Raw genomic sequence first — 17,833 nt, forward strand, 5'->3', positions numbered from 1 at the left:
TTTACTGTACTAACAAAATAGCATGGTCAATTTCCAGGAAAGAGTGTTAACGTATCCGCAGTATTGCCGCCAGTTCAGCTGTGGCGATTCACTGATTACTATTTTCAATTGTCCGCCCGAGGCCCGGTTAATGCAAAATAAACTGGCTGATTTGTGGTGCCATGAAAATTATATATTTTATGTGCTGGAAGGAAAAAAAGTATGGCATACTGCCCAGGGTGCTTATGAAATCGGGGAAGGCAGTTGTGTATTAGTAAGAAAGGGCGCCTGCATTTTGGAACAGTTTTTCGATATTGGTTTTTGTGTGGTGCTGTTTTTTATACCGGATGAATTTATTTGCAATACACTTAAAAACAGATCGGCCCCCATAGCAAAAACTGGCAGCAGATATCAGCCGGTAATGAAGTTGAACTCTACCGAAACACTCAAGTCCTTTTTCGTATCGATGTACGCGTATTTTTCCGGCACGGCAGAACCCGACAAATCGTTGCTGGAACTAAAATTCAGGGAACTTATTTTAACCATTGCAGACAATCCTGAAAATGAAGAAGCGCTTGCCTATTTCTGCTCGCTCATGAACGAACCTCAATCGGTATCGCTGCAACGCGTAATGGATGACAACTTTTGTTTCAACCTGAAGCTGGAACAGTATGCACTGTTGAGCAACCGCAGCCTCTCTGCTTTTAAACGTGACTTTCAAAAACAATTCAACAGTACGCCAGGCAAATGGCTGCTGGAAAAAAGATTGCATCATGCAAAATTCCTGCTGATTACACGGAATAAAACTGTAAGTGAAGCGGCATTTGAAAGCGGCTTTGAAAACCCTTCCCATTTCAGCCGGTCCTTTAAAGAACGATTTGGCGTCTCTCCAGCCGCAGCCAAATAAATTTCCTTCTGAACTTTTAAGTACAACATCTGGACTTTGCAGCAAAGGCTGTTTTTAAATGGACGAATACTTTTGTTATGCAATGAACAAAAAGGTGTTCATGCAGCCAGTTCAGCTCCCTGCAGGATCATTCAAAATAGCCAATAGCTTTTTCTTTCATCCGGCAGCAGAGTTGAAATGGAAACAAATAAACCAATTACAAATCTTAAAATTCAAACAACATGAATCCAAACAAAGCATTGTGGGAAAAAGGTGATTTTACCCGCATAGCAGCAACCATGCGGGAGAGCGGCGCCGCACTTGCTGCAACATTCGGTATTACTCCCGGCATTAACATGCTTGACCTGGGTTGCGGAGACGGTACTACTGCTTTGCCTTCTGCCCAACTCGGCGCCGATGTACAAGGAGTAGATATTGCCAGTAACCTCGTTGCTGCAGCCAACAAGCGGGCACAGGCAGCAGGGCTAAGCAATTGCACTTTCCGGGAGGGTGATGCCTGTGATTTGAACGGTGTCCGCGATGAATCGTTCGACCTGGTTGTGAGTATTTTCGGGGCCATGTTTGCGCCCAGGCCATTGGATGTAGCGAGGGAAATGGTTAGGGTGACCCGGCCGGGCGGTAAAATAGTGATGGGTAACTGGATTCCCGGCGACCCCACACTTGTAGCGCAAATCCTAAAAATAAGCTCAGCCTACATGCCACCACCACCGGAAGGTTTTGTCAGCCCGATGCTATGGGGTGTAACGGATCATGTAACCGAACGTTTTGTGAGCGCAGGCATAACACCAGGAAATATTTCATTCTCTAACGAAACCTTTACATTCAACGCAGACTATTCTCCCGCAACATTTGTTGACAGATTTAAAAACTATTACGGCCCCACCATGAATGCCTTTGAAGCAGCAGAAAAAAATGGCAAGGCTGCAGCATTGCAACAGGAATTAGAACAGTTGTTTAACAGTCAGAATAAAACCGGCACCCAAAATACAACCTCCATCCCGGCTACATTTTTAAAAGTAACTGTGATCCGTTGAGCAACTATCCAAGCTGCAAGTCATTTATGGCCGCCAACTTTTAGAAGTTGGCGGTTTTACCGGCACAAGGAAAGTCACGTAAATAAGCCGCTTACAATTTCAGGCTTTATATACAGTCATTACACCATCCCCTCCATTTCATTTTGATATTGTGGAGTCCGCAATGAGGTAAAAGCTAATCTTTTTGACAAGGCTACATCATGCAATGTTTTCTTGTATTTGCATTGCATGCTGCGCCAGTATTTACTGAAGTTTGTTCCGCCCGCTTTAAATAACTTTTGGTGCGCAAACCAAACCAGCAGCGACGTAGCGAAGAAGAACAGTGGATAAAAAAAGCGGCTGAATATCCTGGTGTCGGCCGGTTTACTGTTAAAAATAATGGCCATTCTTTCTGCCTGAAAATGGATATGATATGCTTCGTCAATCAATATGTCTGTACAAATCTGTTGCAGCAGTGTACAGTTGGTTGCGTTTTTCAGTGCCTGGTAAAAAATCTGCGCCGCACTTTCTACCGTAATAACAGCCAGCGTCCATATTTCCATACTGGTATTAAAATACCGGATCTTCCTGAACAAGGTATCGCCCCAATTTTTGCTGATTCGTGGTTGATGGATGGCATCAAGATACTTTCCCAAATTGTTGCCGTGCTTTTGTTCTTCTTTTATAAAAAGTTGCACAGCCTGCACATAATGCGGGTCGTTAATTCTGGAGGCATATAATGTAGCCGCATGAATTAAATGCGCTCCATCGGATGTTTCGCCCAACTGCCAGGCCTGCAGGGAATGTACAATCTGCGACAGTTCAGTTACCGAAACAGCTGGTTCTAAATGCCAGTCTACCCGCTGCCTTAAGGCATTCTGATAAAAATATTCAATCCACTGTTTACTTGTTTTCATAATTGCGTTTTTAAAATAATTGATAAATAAAAAGTACTTTGTATTTCAAAGTAAATGTAATTATTTCAGATATTCTAGTGATTTTTTTCATTTTAACAATTAATCAGAACGCAGGAATTTGACAGAAAGATTTAACCGGTTAAAAAAGCTGATGTTAGCGTATTAGCTATAGTCCGGAAGAGGGCAGCAATCATTTGTGACCGGGCTTTTATTTTCATTAAACCAGTTGAGATTATTGCAGGCCGGCACAATAATCAAAGAGTTTTTTTAGGTCCTGTTCTTTATTGAAAGAAGGCTTATTCGCTTTTATATAACCCTGGATGGCGTCGCTGTTTTTTGGAAACATCGTAAGGAAGGCCGACTTACCCGCCTTTAACATTTCGTTGCCGGTATTAAGAAAATAGGTTGTCTCCATTGCAATATCAATATCAACATTCAGGGTTAGTTGTTTTTCTACCGAGTTTGCTATTAATGAACTGTAATTCTTTATACCAACGCCAGTACGGGTACGAAGGCCCATGGCGCCTATTTCAATGGGCTCGTAAGTTACTTTTCGTATTATCAGCAGCTTCACACTATTGGTAGAGGCTATCTGCTCCTGGTAACCGTCTTTGTAAAAAAAGATACTGCCACCTAAGGAGATACTGTCTATATCCTGTGGCTTTGCAATGCTGAGTGTATCACCATGCGGATCTATAAATTGCATTTCGCATACCAGTAAATTAAAGTTCATTTTCGATGGACCGGCTCCACCACTTTTTAATTTAACGCTGGCATGAGCAAATGTGGGAAAGCGATAATAGAATTGTGCCGATAGGCTCTCACCCATATGTACTGTTTTCCTTTCAAGGACCTGTGCTTTTGCCGTAGAAAGAAAAATAACCGATAACAATAGGGCAAAAAAAACAGTCTGTTTCATAACGTAATATAGTACTATCTGTTGATAAGAGCTACAGTCTGTAAAGTGCTTATAGCGGCAGCGGAACATCCATTTGCGATAGCCCGGTCATAATGCTTATAGCCGTTACGATTTGCAATTAATTTGCCGTATTTTCCACCATGGCAGCGATCGATCTATAGTTGTGGTATTACTTACAACTATTTACTCCAGCATTTTAGTCAAGTTTTTAAAGCTGGTGGTCATGCTTGCCCAGGGATCTTTTGGCATGTCGTGTTCAATGTAAAAATGTTGCATGCCCGCGATGGAAGCGGCGTCAAATATGGGCTTGTAATCGATGGTGCCCTCTCCTACAGGTAAAATATTTTCCCTGGATGCATCCAGATCTTTTACATGCCACAGTGGAAAGCGGCCGGGATTTTGTTTAAATATATCTACGGGATTTTTGCCCCCTTTTACGGCCCAGGCAAGGTCCAGCTCCATCTTTACCTTAGTTTGTGTTAAAAACAGGTCGTAAGGAATTTGTCCGTCTACAGCTTTAAATTCCGCATCGTGGTTATGGTAAGCAAAACCTATTCCTGCTTTTTTACAGGCTTCGTCTGTTTTGTTTAATACTTCAATCGAAGACTTAATATCATCCAATGTATTGATGGGCGTATTGGCGCATACCAAATACTCCACTCCGCCTTCTGCTGCTTCATCTACCAACGCCTGCATATTGTCTCTTAAATTCCGCATGGGTGGAATCACGAGGGGTTTGCCATCTGCACCCGTTGGCATCTTTGCACCGGGCGGCATTTTAAAAGGTGCACCCAGCACATGATGCGATTTCCATGACATGCCGAGGCTGTTTATCAAGGCCGCAAAATCCTTCGGTTTTAATCCATAATAACCACCTTTTTTGCTGAAGGCCGATTCAATTTCTTTGTAGCCAATGTCTGCCACTTTTTTTAATGAACCATTTACATCATCATCTATTACATTGAACAAAGTGAATAATTGCAAACCAACCGGGTGCATGGCTGGCGCAGGATATAAAGCTTTAGCATTGCGGGGAAGTACAAGTCCACCAAAAGCAAGGGCGGCACTAAGTTTTAGAAAATCTTTTCTGCTTGGCATGGTCGTTATTTTTGTTTTATACGAATGAAAATGTTGTTTATCTATAGACGGTTGTAAACATTGAAGCACTGACTCATTTGCCTATTCCATTCTGGTTGAGGCTTTACCTCCTCCGCCCCTTTGAAAAAATATGCTGCGCATTTTTTCAATTCCGGCTAAGTCTGAGCCGGAGAAAAAGAGAGCGACTTTCCAGTTACTGTTTCAATGCGGAGAGATAATTTGAAAATTTCAATTTTGTCAAAATACGTGTTGCTTTCTGCCTTTTGCTTTTTACTTTTGACTTTATGCTTTCGCTTTTTGCCTTTTGCCTTCTGCCTCTGCTTTCTGCCTTAAGCCTTGTGCTTTCCACCATACAAATCCGGTAAAGATTGCAGCATGGGGAACTGGGCCTGGTGCCAGTAAGGGTACGCTAATCTTTGTTCGCTTGCTTTATCTAATTTTTTTACCTGTTCCAGTGTAAGGTTCCAACCAACGGCACCGAGGTTTTGTTTCAGTTGTTCTTCGTTTCGGGCGCCGATGATAATGTTGGAAATGGTGGGCCTTTGCAGCAGCCAGTTCAGCGATACCTGGGCGACTGTTTTATTTACTTCAGCAGCTACTTCTTTTAATGAGTCTACGATGGTATATAGTCTTTCAAGATCGGTTGCTTCGCTTGGCACGGGACTTCCTCCCTGCGCTACCCTGGCATCTGCGGGCAGCGGTTGGTTGCGGTTGTACTTGCCGGTGAGCATACCGCTGGAGAGGGGGCTCCATACAATGGTACCTATTTGCTGATCGATTCCGAGTGGCATCAATTCCCACTCAAAATCGCGGCTCAACAGAGAATAGTAGGCCTGGTGAGCAACGTATTTGCTCCAGCCGTATCGTTCTGAAACAGACAAAGATTTCATCAAATGCCAGCCCGAAAAATTAGAGCAGGCAATGTAACGAACCTTACCAGATTGTACCAGGTTGTCCAATGCTTTCAACGTTTCATCGATGGGGGCAACTGCATCAAAACCGTGCATATGGTAAATGTCAATATGGTCTGTATCCAGCCGCCGCAGGCTGTCTTCGCAGGCTTTCACCAGGTGCATACGGGAAGAACCATGATCATTGATATCATCCGACATAGGAAATGTTGCTTTGGTAGAAATCAACACCTGGTTTCTTTTTCCACGGACCGCCTTGCCGAGAATTTCTTCAGCAGCACCCCCCGAATATACATTGGCCGTGTCAAATAAATTGACACCTGCATCCAGGCAAAGGTTCACCATCTGCGTTGCCTCATCCACCTGTGTACTTCCCCATGCTTTAAAAAATTCGTTGCCGCCACCAAAAGTTGCCGTACCAAAACTTAATACCGGAACGGTTAACCCGGAGTTACCCAATTTTCTGTATTCCATCTTTCTTATTTTTAGTAGTATAATATCTGCTATGCCCTGGCAAAAATGCACGCTGCATTTTTATTTTTTACTTTTTACTTTTGATTTTTGAACATCAAGCGCTGCCGCAATAGCACGCTCCACCAAAGGTTCCATTATTTTATAGCCCGCCAGGTTGGGATGCACACCATCATCTCCCAGCCCTGCTTTTAATCCTTTTCGTTCGTCTGACATTGGTGTAAAATAATCCAGATAAATACAATCATTTTTGTCAGCGAATGCTTTAATCATCTTATTAAGGGTGAATATTTTTTCTGCCGGTTGCAAGCCTGGTTTCCATGGATAGTCATACACTGGCAACACAGAACTCAACACTACTTTTATGCCACTTGCTTTTGCCAGTTGCGCCATAGAGCTGATATTACCCAAAATGGATTCCAAAGTGGCAGGCCCTGTATTGCCGGCAATATCATTGGTTCCTGCCAGTATCACCACTACTGCAGGTTTCAAATCAATCACATCCGGGCGAAACCGCAACAACATTTGCGGCGTTGTTTGTCCGCTGATACCGCGGTTAATATACCCATGCGTTGCAAAAAAAGCAGAGTCAATATTTTTCCAGCCAATGGTGATGGAGTTGCCCATAAAGACAACTCTTTGTTCTCCTTTTTTGGGTGGCACAAGTTGCTTGTTGTCCGCCGCAAAATGGCCAATATCAGGCCAATCATTTTTTACCCTTTCTTCACCTTCCTTTTGCCACTGCTTTACCTGTTTTGGTGTAACATTTGCCATCCACCCTGTTGGATGTACGGGCCATAATAATCCCTGTTCTTCCAGCCAATCGCCAAAACGATCAATCCAGGTATCAGTTGGGATGTCGTTTTTACGCATACCAAAACCATGGCCACCTTTTGCATACATGTGCAGCTCGGCCGGTTTTTTGGCAGCAATCCATGCGTTGTATAAATTAGTGCTGTGTGATGCCAGGCCCAGCTGGTCATCTGTGGCGGCGCATATAAATAAGGGTGGCGCATCTGGTGGAATGGCTTGGTTTTTCAGTGCCGTGATGTAAGGATAAACGGGTGCCGCAAAATCGGGCCGGTCGGCCGCCGTTGAATTAAATACGGCGCCCATGGTGACTGTACCTCCTGCGGAAAAGCCCATAAAACCAATTCGCTTTGGACTGATATTGTATTCAGCCGCATGGGTGCGAACGTATGCGACTGCCTTTAATCCATCGGCAATAGCCATGGTAACCACGCTATCATTTTCTTCATCCAGCTTTTTAAAATCACCCATTTTTTTTAAGAGTTCTGCTACCGGATCATTGGTAAGGCTATGCACCAAACGATATTTTAAAACAAAAGCAGCCACACCTTTTGCATTAAGCCACTTAGCTACTTCTGTGCCTTCACTTTCTATAGACAGCGTATGAAAAGCACCACCCGGAGCGATGATAACAGCCGTGCCATTGGCTGCAGATGCGGGCGGCAAATAGGCTGTAAGTGTTGGCTGTGCAACATTATACACTACCCGCGTTTTAAACATGTTGTCATTATTGTCTTTCTCCTGCCAGGTCCAGCTCTCAGATCCCGGGGCTTTGCCGGGATACAATTGTATTACCTGTTGAGCAGTAACCAGTGATGCAATCATCAAAAGTAAAAAAGTAAAAACGGGCATTTTTCTTGAAGCGGCAAAGAGGCACATCGTTGTATTTTTTAGTGAATGTAAAAATAGCAGAACCTTGCTAACATGTAAAGACAAATATACGGCTCCATGATCGTTGCAGCAGAGGAAAGCATCCGGGTGTATCCGGGGATAGCATGTTTACATGCTTTTACACTGCATCACGCTCCTTCTCCTGGTGTTTCCACAATTCGTTGAACAAAATACTGTGTTGTTTCAAATCAGCAAATGTTCCCTCACCGGCAATGTAACCATCCTTCAAAATGTACACGTAATCAAAATAGGTTAACAGGTATAGCCGGTGTAAAGTAGAAACAACCGCTTTTCCTTCACAGGCCTTGAACAATTTTTCATAAATCTGCACTTCTGTTTTAGGGTCAACGCTGCTGGTGGGTTCATCCAGCAACACAATCTCGCTGCTGCGGGCGGCCAATATGCCGCGGGCCAGTGCCAGTCGCTGCTTTTGTCCTCCGGATAAGTTGACACCTTTCTCCTGGATACCGGATTGCAATCCATTGGGTAATTGCTTTACTACCTCTGTGAAATGCGCCGTGTAGCATACATCATCAATATCCTGTTGGTCAAAAGGCAGACCGAGTGTGATATTGTGTTCAATCGTATTTTCAAAAATCTCCGGCTCCTGCGGAAATAAAGTAATACTTTCAGCAAGGCGGGCCGTATCTGTCTCCAGCACATCGTCTACTGTAATGCGAATGCCGGGTTCAGGATCATATAAACCTCTTAACACCGCCATCAGCGTACTTTTTCCGCTGCCGCTTTCACCAATAAAAGCAATGCGTTTGCCCCGCTGCAGGCTGATGTTTATTCCGTGCAGACTGTGTGCTTTTTCTGCGGCCGAGTAGGCAGCCTTGTGCGAAAAATTGAGTCCGCTTATAACAATGGTTTGCCAGTTCTGCGGCAGGCCACTACCGCTCTCAGGCAGATGATGTTCCTGGTAGGCATCTGTAATAAAGCGGGCCGTTTGCACATCGGTATTGTACTGAACTACCTGTGTATACTGGTAGGCGATATCGTGAAATACACTGGTGAACTGGTTTACAAATCCCAGCAATGCCACCAGGCTGCCCAGCATAAAAACACTGCCCGGCCGGGTGTGCTGGTAAATATAGCCCACAGCTGTGATTACGTAAATAAGGCTCACCAGGGTGTCGGCCACAAACCATTTCCATTCATTGATTTTTACGCTGCGGTTAAACGAGGGAAAAACATCTTTTACTTTTTGGAGTACACTCCCTTCCATTCTTTTTTCAAGCCTTAAAGTAATGACCGTGATAATATTTGAAAGGCTGTCGAATAAGGTGCTGGAAACGATGTGCTCCTTCTCATTCTTGTCATCAACCGCCTGCATAAATGGTTTATCAAACCTAAAGATTAAATAGACTGTCAGTGCACCAATGAGTACGCCAACGGCACCAAACAATGGTGAGAAATAAATCATGGCGATAAAGGAAGACAAAAATTTAGTGAGTGTGTACAGGTACATAAAACCGTTCTGAAAAAAATCTTTCAACGCCTCATAGGCTTTACGGATACGATTGATGGTAGCGCCGCTATGGTGATCCTGGTGCCATCTCACCGGCAGGTGCAATGTTTGATGATACAATTGCTGTAAAAAATTGCGGCTTAAGTTAAACGCCAGCTGGCGTTCCATAATTCTTGCTGGCCCGTGAAAAGCCCATTCGGCCAGCTTCAGTAACATAAATATGCCGGCATACCACCAGGCGTATTGTAATTTGTCGATACCTTGTTTTTGTACTGCGTTGATAAACCAGCCATAGAGCAAAGGGTTCATGGCTGATACAACACTTGCCAAAATAAACAACGTATAAATGCCGACATACCTTTTCTTTTCCTCCCGGGCGTAACGCCACGCAGTTTTCATCAGTGATATATAAGGATTGGACATAATAATACTCCGCTTTTACTAAGAAAATTAAAACCCTGAAATTCTTATTGCATGCTTTTACCAACGGTGTGACGCAGACTCAAATATACACCTGGCAAATGACAAGCTGAATTGTTTCATGCAAAGAAGGTCTATGTAAAAATGAGCTGGGAGGGTTATGACTTTTTCTTTTTATTAAGTGCTGATGTTTGACCAACGAATTTCTCATCCGATCAAATAAATTATTCTTAATAAAATCTGGCCCTGGATTGTGAGGCACCCTGCGTCAAGGCGGCCAAAAAAAATGTATTAATTTTTAGTTGTAATAAAAATTAACTGTGCTTACCGAAACCAGCCCGTCATTTTCCCAAGTCTCTGTCATCATTTTGGGTAAACTATTTTCATATTCGTAAGTATAATTTCCAGTGTGGTTAGAATTATACTGGTTATAAATTTCCTGCGTGATGTTATGCTTACTTATTACACTATACAGATCTGTTATAAAATATAAGGTGAGCCCTAAGCCGTTATACGGATTAATATTAGAATCGTAAGAGGCTGTTATATTGTAGCTGTTTATCATCGCACCAGCAGCCTTATAAAACTTCTGCATTTGTACCACATTATCGTTATCATCATATACAAAATTGGTATAACCCCATGAAATAGCAGAATCCCTCACCAGCCGCCCTTTCATGTCATAGGTATAAATATTTTCAGTTACAAAAGAACCATTGTTGGAATTACTAACAAGTTTTTGTATTACTTTTCCTTCCTGATACACTAATAAATATGCCCACTCTCTATCGGGCTGACCAGGATAAATACCCTGATAGGTGAACCTTGTAAGATTTTCGGCGGTATCATATTTTATTAAGGTCGTCCCAATATACCCGCCATGATTATTACTATCTGTTATTGCTACCAAACGCTTTTGTGCATCATATTCATAGGATAAATAACCAATGCTATCACCTGATCTGTTTACAACCCGTTGCAGTAGCCTGTCTCCAGCCCCATTGATATTTTCTTTTTTGCACGAGCTAAAACAATAAAGCAAGATTACACAGGCTATTAATATACGGGGTACTGACATAGCTAAAGATTTGGTTTAAAGCATAGATAAATGTACAATAAATACAAACATCAAAATGCTATGGGCTGCTCAGCCAACACATTATAAATAAGTGGGTTGATAAACAATATGCAGTTGCGGCAATTAACTGTAATTATATTTATCTGAGCAAAACGGTAGTTCCTTTTCTTTGAAAAATATGTCCGTCCACACCGGTACATTCCAGCATCCAGACCAGTGTTTGCGGATCCTGCGGTACCCCTTTAAAAATACCATTCCATCCAAGTCGCTCCACATTGGTTTCAAACAACAGGTTACCTGCCCGGTTGAAGATTCTGAAATAAGTAATGCCTTTTACGCCCCGCAATACCGGCCGTAAAATATCGTTGTTGCCATCACCATTGGGTGTAAAGCCGGAAGGGACATAGATCTCGACGTTCTTCACCGTTTTAACAAGCTGGGAATCTACCGTAACACAACCTGCCGCTGTATGCATTTCGATGGCATACAATTGTTCGGTGGCACTGGTAAAATTGGGTGTATAGCTTGCAGGATTATCCAGCCAGATCGCTGGTTTCCAAAGTACCTGGTTGCCGATATGTCTTGCTTCCAGCGGCAATGTTAAATTGATAATGGCATATTTTACCGGGTATGTAATGGGCGGTACGGGTTGTTCTATCAAAATGGTTTGCTTGGAAGTTGACAGCGTACAGCCGTCACTGTTTTGCAACACAGCGTAGTAGGTGCCGCTTTCTGCCACATGATACGCTGTGATACCCGTGGCATCAATGGCCACATTATCCCTATACCATTCTATATGTTGCGTGGAAGTTATTTTTAAAACAGCGCTGTCTCCATATCCAAAACAAAATGCAGCCTTGCCGGCCAATCTCAGCGTGGTATCAACAGCTGACGATTTAATAACCACCGCATCGGAAGTTTTACACCCGCCACCCACGCTGCTGGCAGTCAGTGTGTAGGTAGTAGTTACCCCGGGCGCCGCTATCGGGTTGGATATTTCAGGGTTGCTCAGGCCTGCAGCCGGGCTCCAGCTGTATATCAACTCCTGCCGGGGCGGGCTGCCGATGGTTATGCCCGCTGTATGACAATACAAGGCGTCATTTCCCGCATCAGCGCTCAGCTGAAGCGTATCTTTCAACAGGGCCAGCAATACCTTCGGGCATCCATAGCCGTCATAAGGATCCAGCTTGAGTGAAATGCTGGTGCCGGATGGAGGCGGTGGCTTTAATACCAGCGTGGGGCCTTTACCTAAAACCCTTGTCAGTGCGCTGTCATACCAGGTATAGCCTGCGTACCCTGCCGGCCCTGTTACGTGTACCACTGAATCGCCTTTACAAAAAGCAGCTCCTACAAAACTGCCACCACAGTCTGAATCTACATCGATATACGCATATCCAAAATGCCTGCGAAATGTGCAGTCTGCCGTTTTAAAAAACAAGCGGATCTGCTTACCGGCGTTGCCTGACAAATCCACGGTTACAGTGGACCATTTTTTATAGAGGACTGTAATGGTATCCACAACGTTCGATACCTCAAAGCCGGGCAATGAAGACCCCACCGCAATAAACGAAAAAGAGCCGCAATTGATAACACTGTTCTCCGAAACATTGGTAACCTCTACTTCCATGCGGGGTTGTTCATTGATGCGGTGATTGGGCGATTGAAATACAACCGCGTAGTGAAATGTGACCGAATAAGAATTGCTATTTTCCGGAACCGTAAAATCATACGATACGCCTTCGGCCTGGCCGCCAGCCTCCGTGCTTCCAAGCCTGATGGAATGACCGCTCCCGTTGGGACACAACACCGGAAAACCGCCAAAGGGATCAAGCTGGCTGTTGTTGCCACTATACATGGTATGATGCTCGGAAACAGGTCCTGATACCCTGCTGAGTGAAATTACATTTTGGTCGCCAACAGCTGAGGTGCGCCCGAGCCAGCAGGTCCAGTTGGCAAATGTGCCGGTTTCAAAATCAATATTTACCGGGCAGCTTTGGGCGCAAACAGTGGTGCCTGTACACATGCATATTGCTATTATGTATAGTGGCGAAAGAAAATTCCAAAACCATCGTTGGCTTTTATACCAGGTTTTAAAATGCGGCACTTGTTAGTTTTATGTTCTTAAAGATAAAGCAAATTCAACTGCGAAATTCTTAGTTTTTATTGCCGAAAATCCCTATTTTACTGGTAGTCTGCGCAAAAAAGACACAAGTACTTCCTGTAGTAAGATGTCATTTTTGAATGCTGAATAAAATACGCCTGGACTCAATTTTCTTAAAAAAGTGTTGCTGCGTTTCTACAGGCTGAGATGCATGTTTTGATCAGAGGGTTGGGATTGAATTAAGCAGTTTCCGCCACTGGTTTTCCTGATAAAGAAAAAGGCTTCCCCGGTAATACGTATTGTTTTTAAAAACCGTTGCCTCACAGAAAATTTCTCTACAATGTAATTTTAAGTATCCTGCCGGATAAAATGCTTTTTGTGTAGCTGCCGGTAAATGACCTGCCGGTTTCTTTCAACATAAAATTATTCCCGTTTCCACTCATATGGCGGATGATGCTGTGAAATGTATGTGCCAAGACCTTTTGAGGCATGCGCCAGTTGTTTAAGGGTATCGGTAGTTTGCTTGCCGCAACTTACATAGGAATACTTATATACCGGGTGGTGATTAAACTGAATGATGATATGATCGGTTCCAATATCATATCCTGTTACGCCTGATTGTTTGCCGCTTTTGCTGATGTACTTTTTCATTGCAACTCAATTGTGGTGCGAATTAATAGTGCCGGCTGCAACTTTTACGGCAATGCCGGCAGCAATTTTTTGCGCATCCCGGCTTATTGTACGGATCTGCCCGGTGGCAGCAATCCTGTATCCGCAGAAATATAAACCATCCTTACCGAAGTACTTTTGCTTATCCAAAGGCAATCTTGCATCCGCAATCCGGCCAGGTTCAAAATTAGCCATCGCACTGCTTTGCATACTGTAGCCAATAGCAGCAATAACAGCATCGAACACCTGCTGTTGGCCATCTGAAAAACAGACCGTGTTGCCAACAATATAATCAATGCCGCTATAAACCTGGATATGGCCCTTGCGGATATGGCCGATGGTACCAATATCCAGCAAAGGTATTTTAGCGTCCCTGGCAATTTGTTCAAGTGGTCCATACGACATTTTTTTTAGCCCCAGTTTGGTAATATCACCCAATACCAACGCCAATAGAGGCGCACTGACAGCATCGGCAATACGCGGAGGAAGATGACTCAGCAGTAAGCTTATTTCCAGTACCGGGATGCCCATTATATCACGTGGTATCACATTCACCGGCGAGCGAACAGACAGGGATGGCATGGCTCCTTGTTCATACAAATCAATGGCTATTTCGCAGGCTGAATTACCAAAGCCCACCACCAATACTTTTTTTCCTCTATAATCGCTTCCTGTTTTGTACGCATAACTATGCACAACAGTACCGGTAAAAGTTTCCATCCCTTTAAAATTTAAAGGCCTGGGATGGCCAAAGGCACCCGTTGCCATCACCAGGTATTTTGATTGAAAAATTTCAGTAGCTGTTTGCGTAAGCCAGTTATCACCCACCCTTTTAACCGATGTTGCTTCGGTATTAAAAATGGGTTCGATGTTAAACTCTTTTTGATAAGCGTCTGCATAATTGATTACCTCTGCACGGGATGGATAGCGGGGAATATCAGGGCCATATTTTTTAAAAGGCAATGCTGAAATTCTTTTATTGGTATGCAAATGCAACCGATGATAGTGGTTACGCCAGGGAGCAACTGATTCCTTTTCTTTTTCAATAACAATATACTTTATACCCTGCTTTTGCAGGCAGGCTGCCGACGCAAGACCTGCCATACTTGCGCCTATAATCAATGTTTCAGTTTGTATCATACTCAGACAATGTAATGACAACCGTCATTACAAGTTAATTCATTTTTTCTTTTCTTTCCTGACGAAGATGACTAATGTAGTAGAAGATTTGCCTCAATTACTGTGCTTTATCAGGCAAAAATTGCAGGCAGAAAGGATTATAAAAATGGCGTAACAATTGTTGTATGCTTGAATACACAATAAAATAAAGGCAACAATTACCGTTGCATCAATTCATTTATTACCGGCAATAAAATCATTTACCATGAGTCTTACAAAATATGAAGCGAAGCGGGATTTCACAAAAACGAAAGAACCCAAGGCAGGTAAAAGCAGGGATAAAAACAAGCTCGCATTTGTAATTCAAAAACATGATGCCACCCGCCTGCACTACGACTTTCGCCTGGAAATGGAAGGCGTGCTAAAAAGCTGGGCAGTGCCCAAAGGGCCATCCACTGACCCTAAGGAGAAACGGCTGGCGATGATGGTAGAAGATCATCCCTTTGATTATAAAAATTTTGAAGGCCTGATACCAAAGGGTGAGTATGGTGGCGGTACAGTGATTGTTTGGGATGAAGGCACTTACGAACCGCTTGAACCTATCACCGGTAAAAAAGCACAGGAAAAATATTTATTGCAGCAACTCAAAGCAGGCTCTTTAAAAATAAAATTGCATGGTCAAAAACTGCAGGGTGAATTCGCATTGGTAAAAACGCATGGTATGGGCGAAAATGCCTGGTTGCTGATTAAACACAAAGATGATTTTGCATCTGCAAAAGATATTACTAAAATGGATAAATCTGTTGTAAGCGGCAAGACCATTGCCAATATGGAAAAGACCAGCGAAAAAGTTTGGAAGGATGGCGGCGAGAAAACCATCGAAAAGCCGGCACCGGGTAGTAAAAAAAAAGCCCCCGCAAAACGGGCAAGTCTGAATAAACAGCAGGTTGAAAAGCCGGACGAAACAGACGTAGCTGCCATTTTAAAAAAATCACCCAAATCAGCCATGCCGGCGGGTATAACGCCCATGCTTGCTACATTGGTTGATGACCCGTTTGACGATCCCGACTGGTTGTTTGAAATTAAATGGGACGGATACCGGGCGCTCGCATTTGTAAATAAGGGCAAGGTAGAATTGCTTTCCCGCAACAATAAATCTTTTGATGAAAAATTTTATGCCATTCACCAGGCACTGCAAAAGTGGAAAGCCAATGCGGTAACCGACGGTGAAATACTGGTGCTGAATGACAAGGGCATTTCGAACTTTGGTGATCTGCAAAACTGGCGCAGTGAAGCAGATGGACGGCTGGTATATTATATTTTCGATTTGCTTTGGTATGATGGGAAAAACCTGATGGATCTGCCGCTGGTGGAACGCCAGGCGGTGTTAAAAGAAATATTCCCCGAGGGCGATGACAGCATACGGCGGAGTGAAGTATTTGATGCCGGTGGTATCGAATTTTTTAAAGCCGCAGAAAAAATGGGGCTGGAAGGTATCATTGCTAAAAAGGCTTCAAGCTCCTATTCGCCTGGCTTACGTTCAAAGGAATGGCTGAAAATAAAAACACACCAGCGACAGGAAGTAGTGATTGCCGGGTACACAAAAAACGAAGACACTGCCAAACAATTCAGCTCACTTTTATTGGGTGTATACGAAGGGGGCGAACTGCAGTACGTCGGTAAAGTGGGCACCGGTTTTTCCAATCAACTGCAAAAAGAAATGATGGCAAAATTTAAACCGTTGATCACGACTAAAAGCCCTTTTAAAATGCAGCCGGATATCAATAAGCCGTCGCGTTTCCGACCCGATCCGCCGACGGCAAAAGCTACCTGGCTTAAACCACAACTGGTATGCGAAGTAGCTTTTTCAGAAGTTACAAGCGATGGTGTATTTCGTCATCCTTCCTTCCAGGGAATGCGGATAGATAAAAAAGCCAAAGATGTAGTAAGAGAAAAAGCAATACATGCAGAAGCTGTTGTAAATGACAAGTCTGCACCCGCAATAAAAAAGGCGTCATCAAAAAAAACAGCAGCTGAAAAAACAGATGCAACAACTAACCTGATCAAGCCTCCAATAAAAGGTGGCCGTAAAACATTGCTGAATCCAACAGAAGAAACACAGGTACGTAAAGTTTGTGGACATGAGATTAAATTTACCAACCTCAGTAAAATTTATTGGCCGGATGAGAAGATCACCAAACGGGATATGCTGAATTATTACTACCAGGTGGCGGATTACATTCTGCCTTATCTTAAAGACAGACCGATGTCCCTAAACAGGTTTCCCAATGGCATTAGTGGTCCGAGCTTTTACCAGAAAGACATCAAAGGCAAAGCACCGGAATGGATCACAAAAACTTTCCCTTATTCTACTAGTGACGGGGAAGATAAAGAATACCTGGTGGGTTCAGATGAGGCCGTGCTGTTATGGATGGCGTCGTTGGGATGCATTGAAATGAATCCCTGGTTCAGCCGCATTCAATCGCCGGATAACCCGGACTACTGTGTGATAGACCTGGATCCTGATAAAAATACTTTTGACCAGGTAATAGAAGCTGCGCTGGAAACAAAGAAAGTGTTGGATGCGATAGATGTTCCCTCCTACTGCAAAACATCCGGCTCTACAGGTATGCATATTTATATTCCACTGGGTGCAAAATACAGTTATGATCAGTCGCAAATGTTTGCAAGAATTGTTGTTAATATCGTCCACAATATGCTGCCCAAATTTACCAGTGTAGAACGCATGATTGCCAAACGAAAAGGCAAAATGTACCTCGATTTTTTACAGAACCGCCCGGGAGCAACCATTGCCGGCCCCTACTCGCTAAGGCCAAAAAAGGGTGCAACTGTTTCCATGCCATTGCATTGGGAAGAAGTTAAGAAAGGCCTAACCATGCAGCACTTCACTATTTTTAATACAATAGAAAGATTGAAAACAGAGGGCGATCCTTTTAAAGATGTATTGAAAAAAGGCATTGACCTGGAGAAGACAATTAAAAAAGCAGAAGCCATTTTTAATGATTAGGCAGTCAATGTCGTTTAGTTAAGTAAATTTA

13 protein-coding genes are annotated in these 17,833 nt (G+C 43.4%); 3 read left to right on the forward strand and 10 right to left on the reverse strand.

The genetic code is table 11. From position 1 onward, the window contains the following. Positions 1–22: 22 nt before the first annotated feature. Positions 23–886 (forward strand): helix-turn-helix domain-containing protein, encoded by an 864-nt coding sequence (locus QWZ08_RS16520; protein ID WP_290338599.1) that lies wholly within the window; start codon positions 23–25, stop codon positions 884–886. Between the two features lie 221 nt (positions 887–1,107). Next, a complete protein-coding gene (locus QWZ08_RS16525; protein WP_290338600.1) occupies positions 1,108–1,920 on the forward strand; it encodes a class I SAM-dependent methyltransferase in 813 nt (270 codons plus the stop codon). 119 nt (positions 1,921–2,039) lie between these two features. Here the strand turns inward: QWZ08_RS16525 and QWZ08_RS16530 are convergent, their stop codons facing one another. From QWZ08_RS16530 to QWZ08_RS16575, 10 genes are all read right to left on the reverse strand, one after another. Continuing rightward, on the reverse strand, positions 2,040–2,816 hold the full coding sequence (locus QWZ08_RS16530; RefSeq protein ID WP_290338601.1) for a ferritin-like domain-containing protein: 777 nt from the start codon (positions 2,814–2,816) through the stop codon (positions 2,040–2,042). 232 nt (positions 2,817–3,048) lie between these two features. Beyond that, a complete protein-coding gene (locus tag QWZ08_RS16535) occupies positions 3,049–3,645 on the reverse strand; it encodes a hypothetical protein (protein ID WP_290338602.1) in 597 nt (198 codons plus the stop codon). Between the two features lie 273 nt (positions 3,646–3,918). Next, on the reverse strand, positions 3,919–4,833 hold the full coding sequence (locus tag QWZ08_RS16540; protein ID WP_290338603.1) for a sugar phosphate isomerase/epimerase family protein: 915 nt from the start codon (positions 4,831–4,833) through the stop codon (positions 3,919–3,921). A 329-nt stretch (positions 4,834–5,162) separates the two neighbouring features. Beyond that, a complete protein-coding gene (locus QWZ08_RS16545) occupies positions 5,163–6,218 on the reverse strand; it encodes an aldo/keto reductase (protein WP_290338604.1) in 1,056 nt (351 codons plus the stop codon). A 60-nt stretch (positions 6,219–6,278) separates the two neighbouring features. After that, on the reverse strand, positions 6,279–7,904 hold the full coding sequence (locus QWZ08_RS16550; RefSeq protein WP_290338605.1) for a GDSL-type esterase/lipase family protein: 1,626 nt from the start codon (positions 7,902–7,904) through the stop codon (positions 6,279–6,281). 130 nt (positions 7,905–8,034) lie between these two features. Then, positions 8,035–9,786 carry an ABC transporter ATP-binding protein gene (locus QWZ08_RS16555; protein WP_290338606.1) on the reverse strand — a complete coding sequence of 584 codons (1,752 nt, stop codon included), beginning with the start codon at positions 9,784–9,786 and terminating at the stop codon, positions 8,035–8,037. A 319-nt stretch (positions 9,787–10,105) separates the two neighbouring features. Further along, the gene (locus QWZ08_RS16560; protein ID WP_290338607.1) at positions 10,106–10,885 is read right to left on the reverse strand and encodes a hypothetical protein; all 780 of its coding nucleotides are present in this window, start codon (positions 10,883–10,885) and stop codon (positions 10,106–10,108) included. A gap of 139 nt (positions 10,886–11,024) precedes the next feature. Further along, positions 11,025–12,908 (reverse strand): T9SS type B sorting domain-containing protein, encoded by a 1,884-nt coding sequence (locus tag QWZ08_RS16565; RefSeq protein WP_290338608.1) that lies wholly within the window; start codon positions 12,906–12,908, stop codon positions 11,025–11,027. Between the two features lie 501 nt (positions 12,909–13,409). Then, positions 13,410–13,637 (reverse strand): hypothetical protein, encoded by a 228-nt coding sequence (locus tag QWZ08_RS16570; RefSeq protein WP_290338609.1) that lies wholly within the window; start codon positions 13,635–13,637, stop codon positions 13,410–13,412. A gap of 6 nt (positions 13,638–13,643) precedes the next feature. After that, complete coding sequence (locus tag QWZ08_RS16575; protein WP_290338610.1) at positions 13,644–14,795, reverse strand: flavin-containing monooxygenase; 1,152 nt, start codon at positions 14,793–14,795, stop codon at positions 13,644–13,646. A 244-nt stretch (positions 14,796–15,039) separates the two neighbouring features. On the opposite strand from QWZ08_RS16575, the gene ligD reads away from it, so the two are divergent. After that, positions 15,040–17,802, forward strand: coding sequence for a DNA ligase D (gene ligD, locus QWZ08_RS16580; protein WP_290338611.1), 2,763 nt, complete (start codon positions 15,040–15,042; stop codon positions 17,800–17,802). Positions 17,803–17,833 lie beyond the last annotated feature (31 nt).

Origin of the sequence: Ferruginibacter paludis, from assembly GCF_030409685.1 — a bacterium.
Classification (GTDB): Bacteria; Bacteroidota; Bacteroidia; order Chitinophagales; family Chitinophagaceae; genus Ferruginibacter; species Ferruginibacter paludis.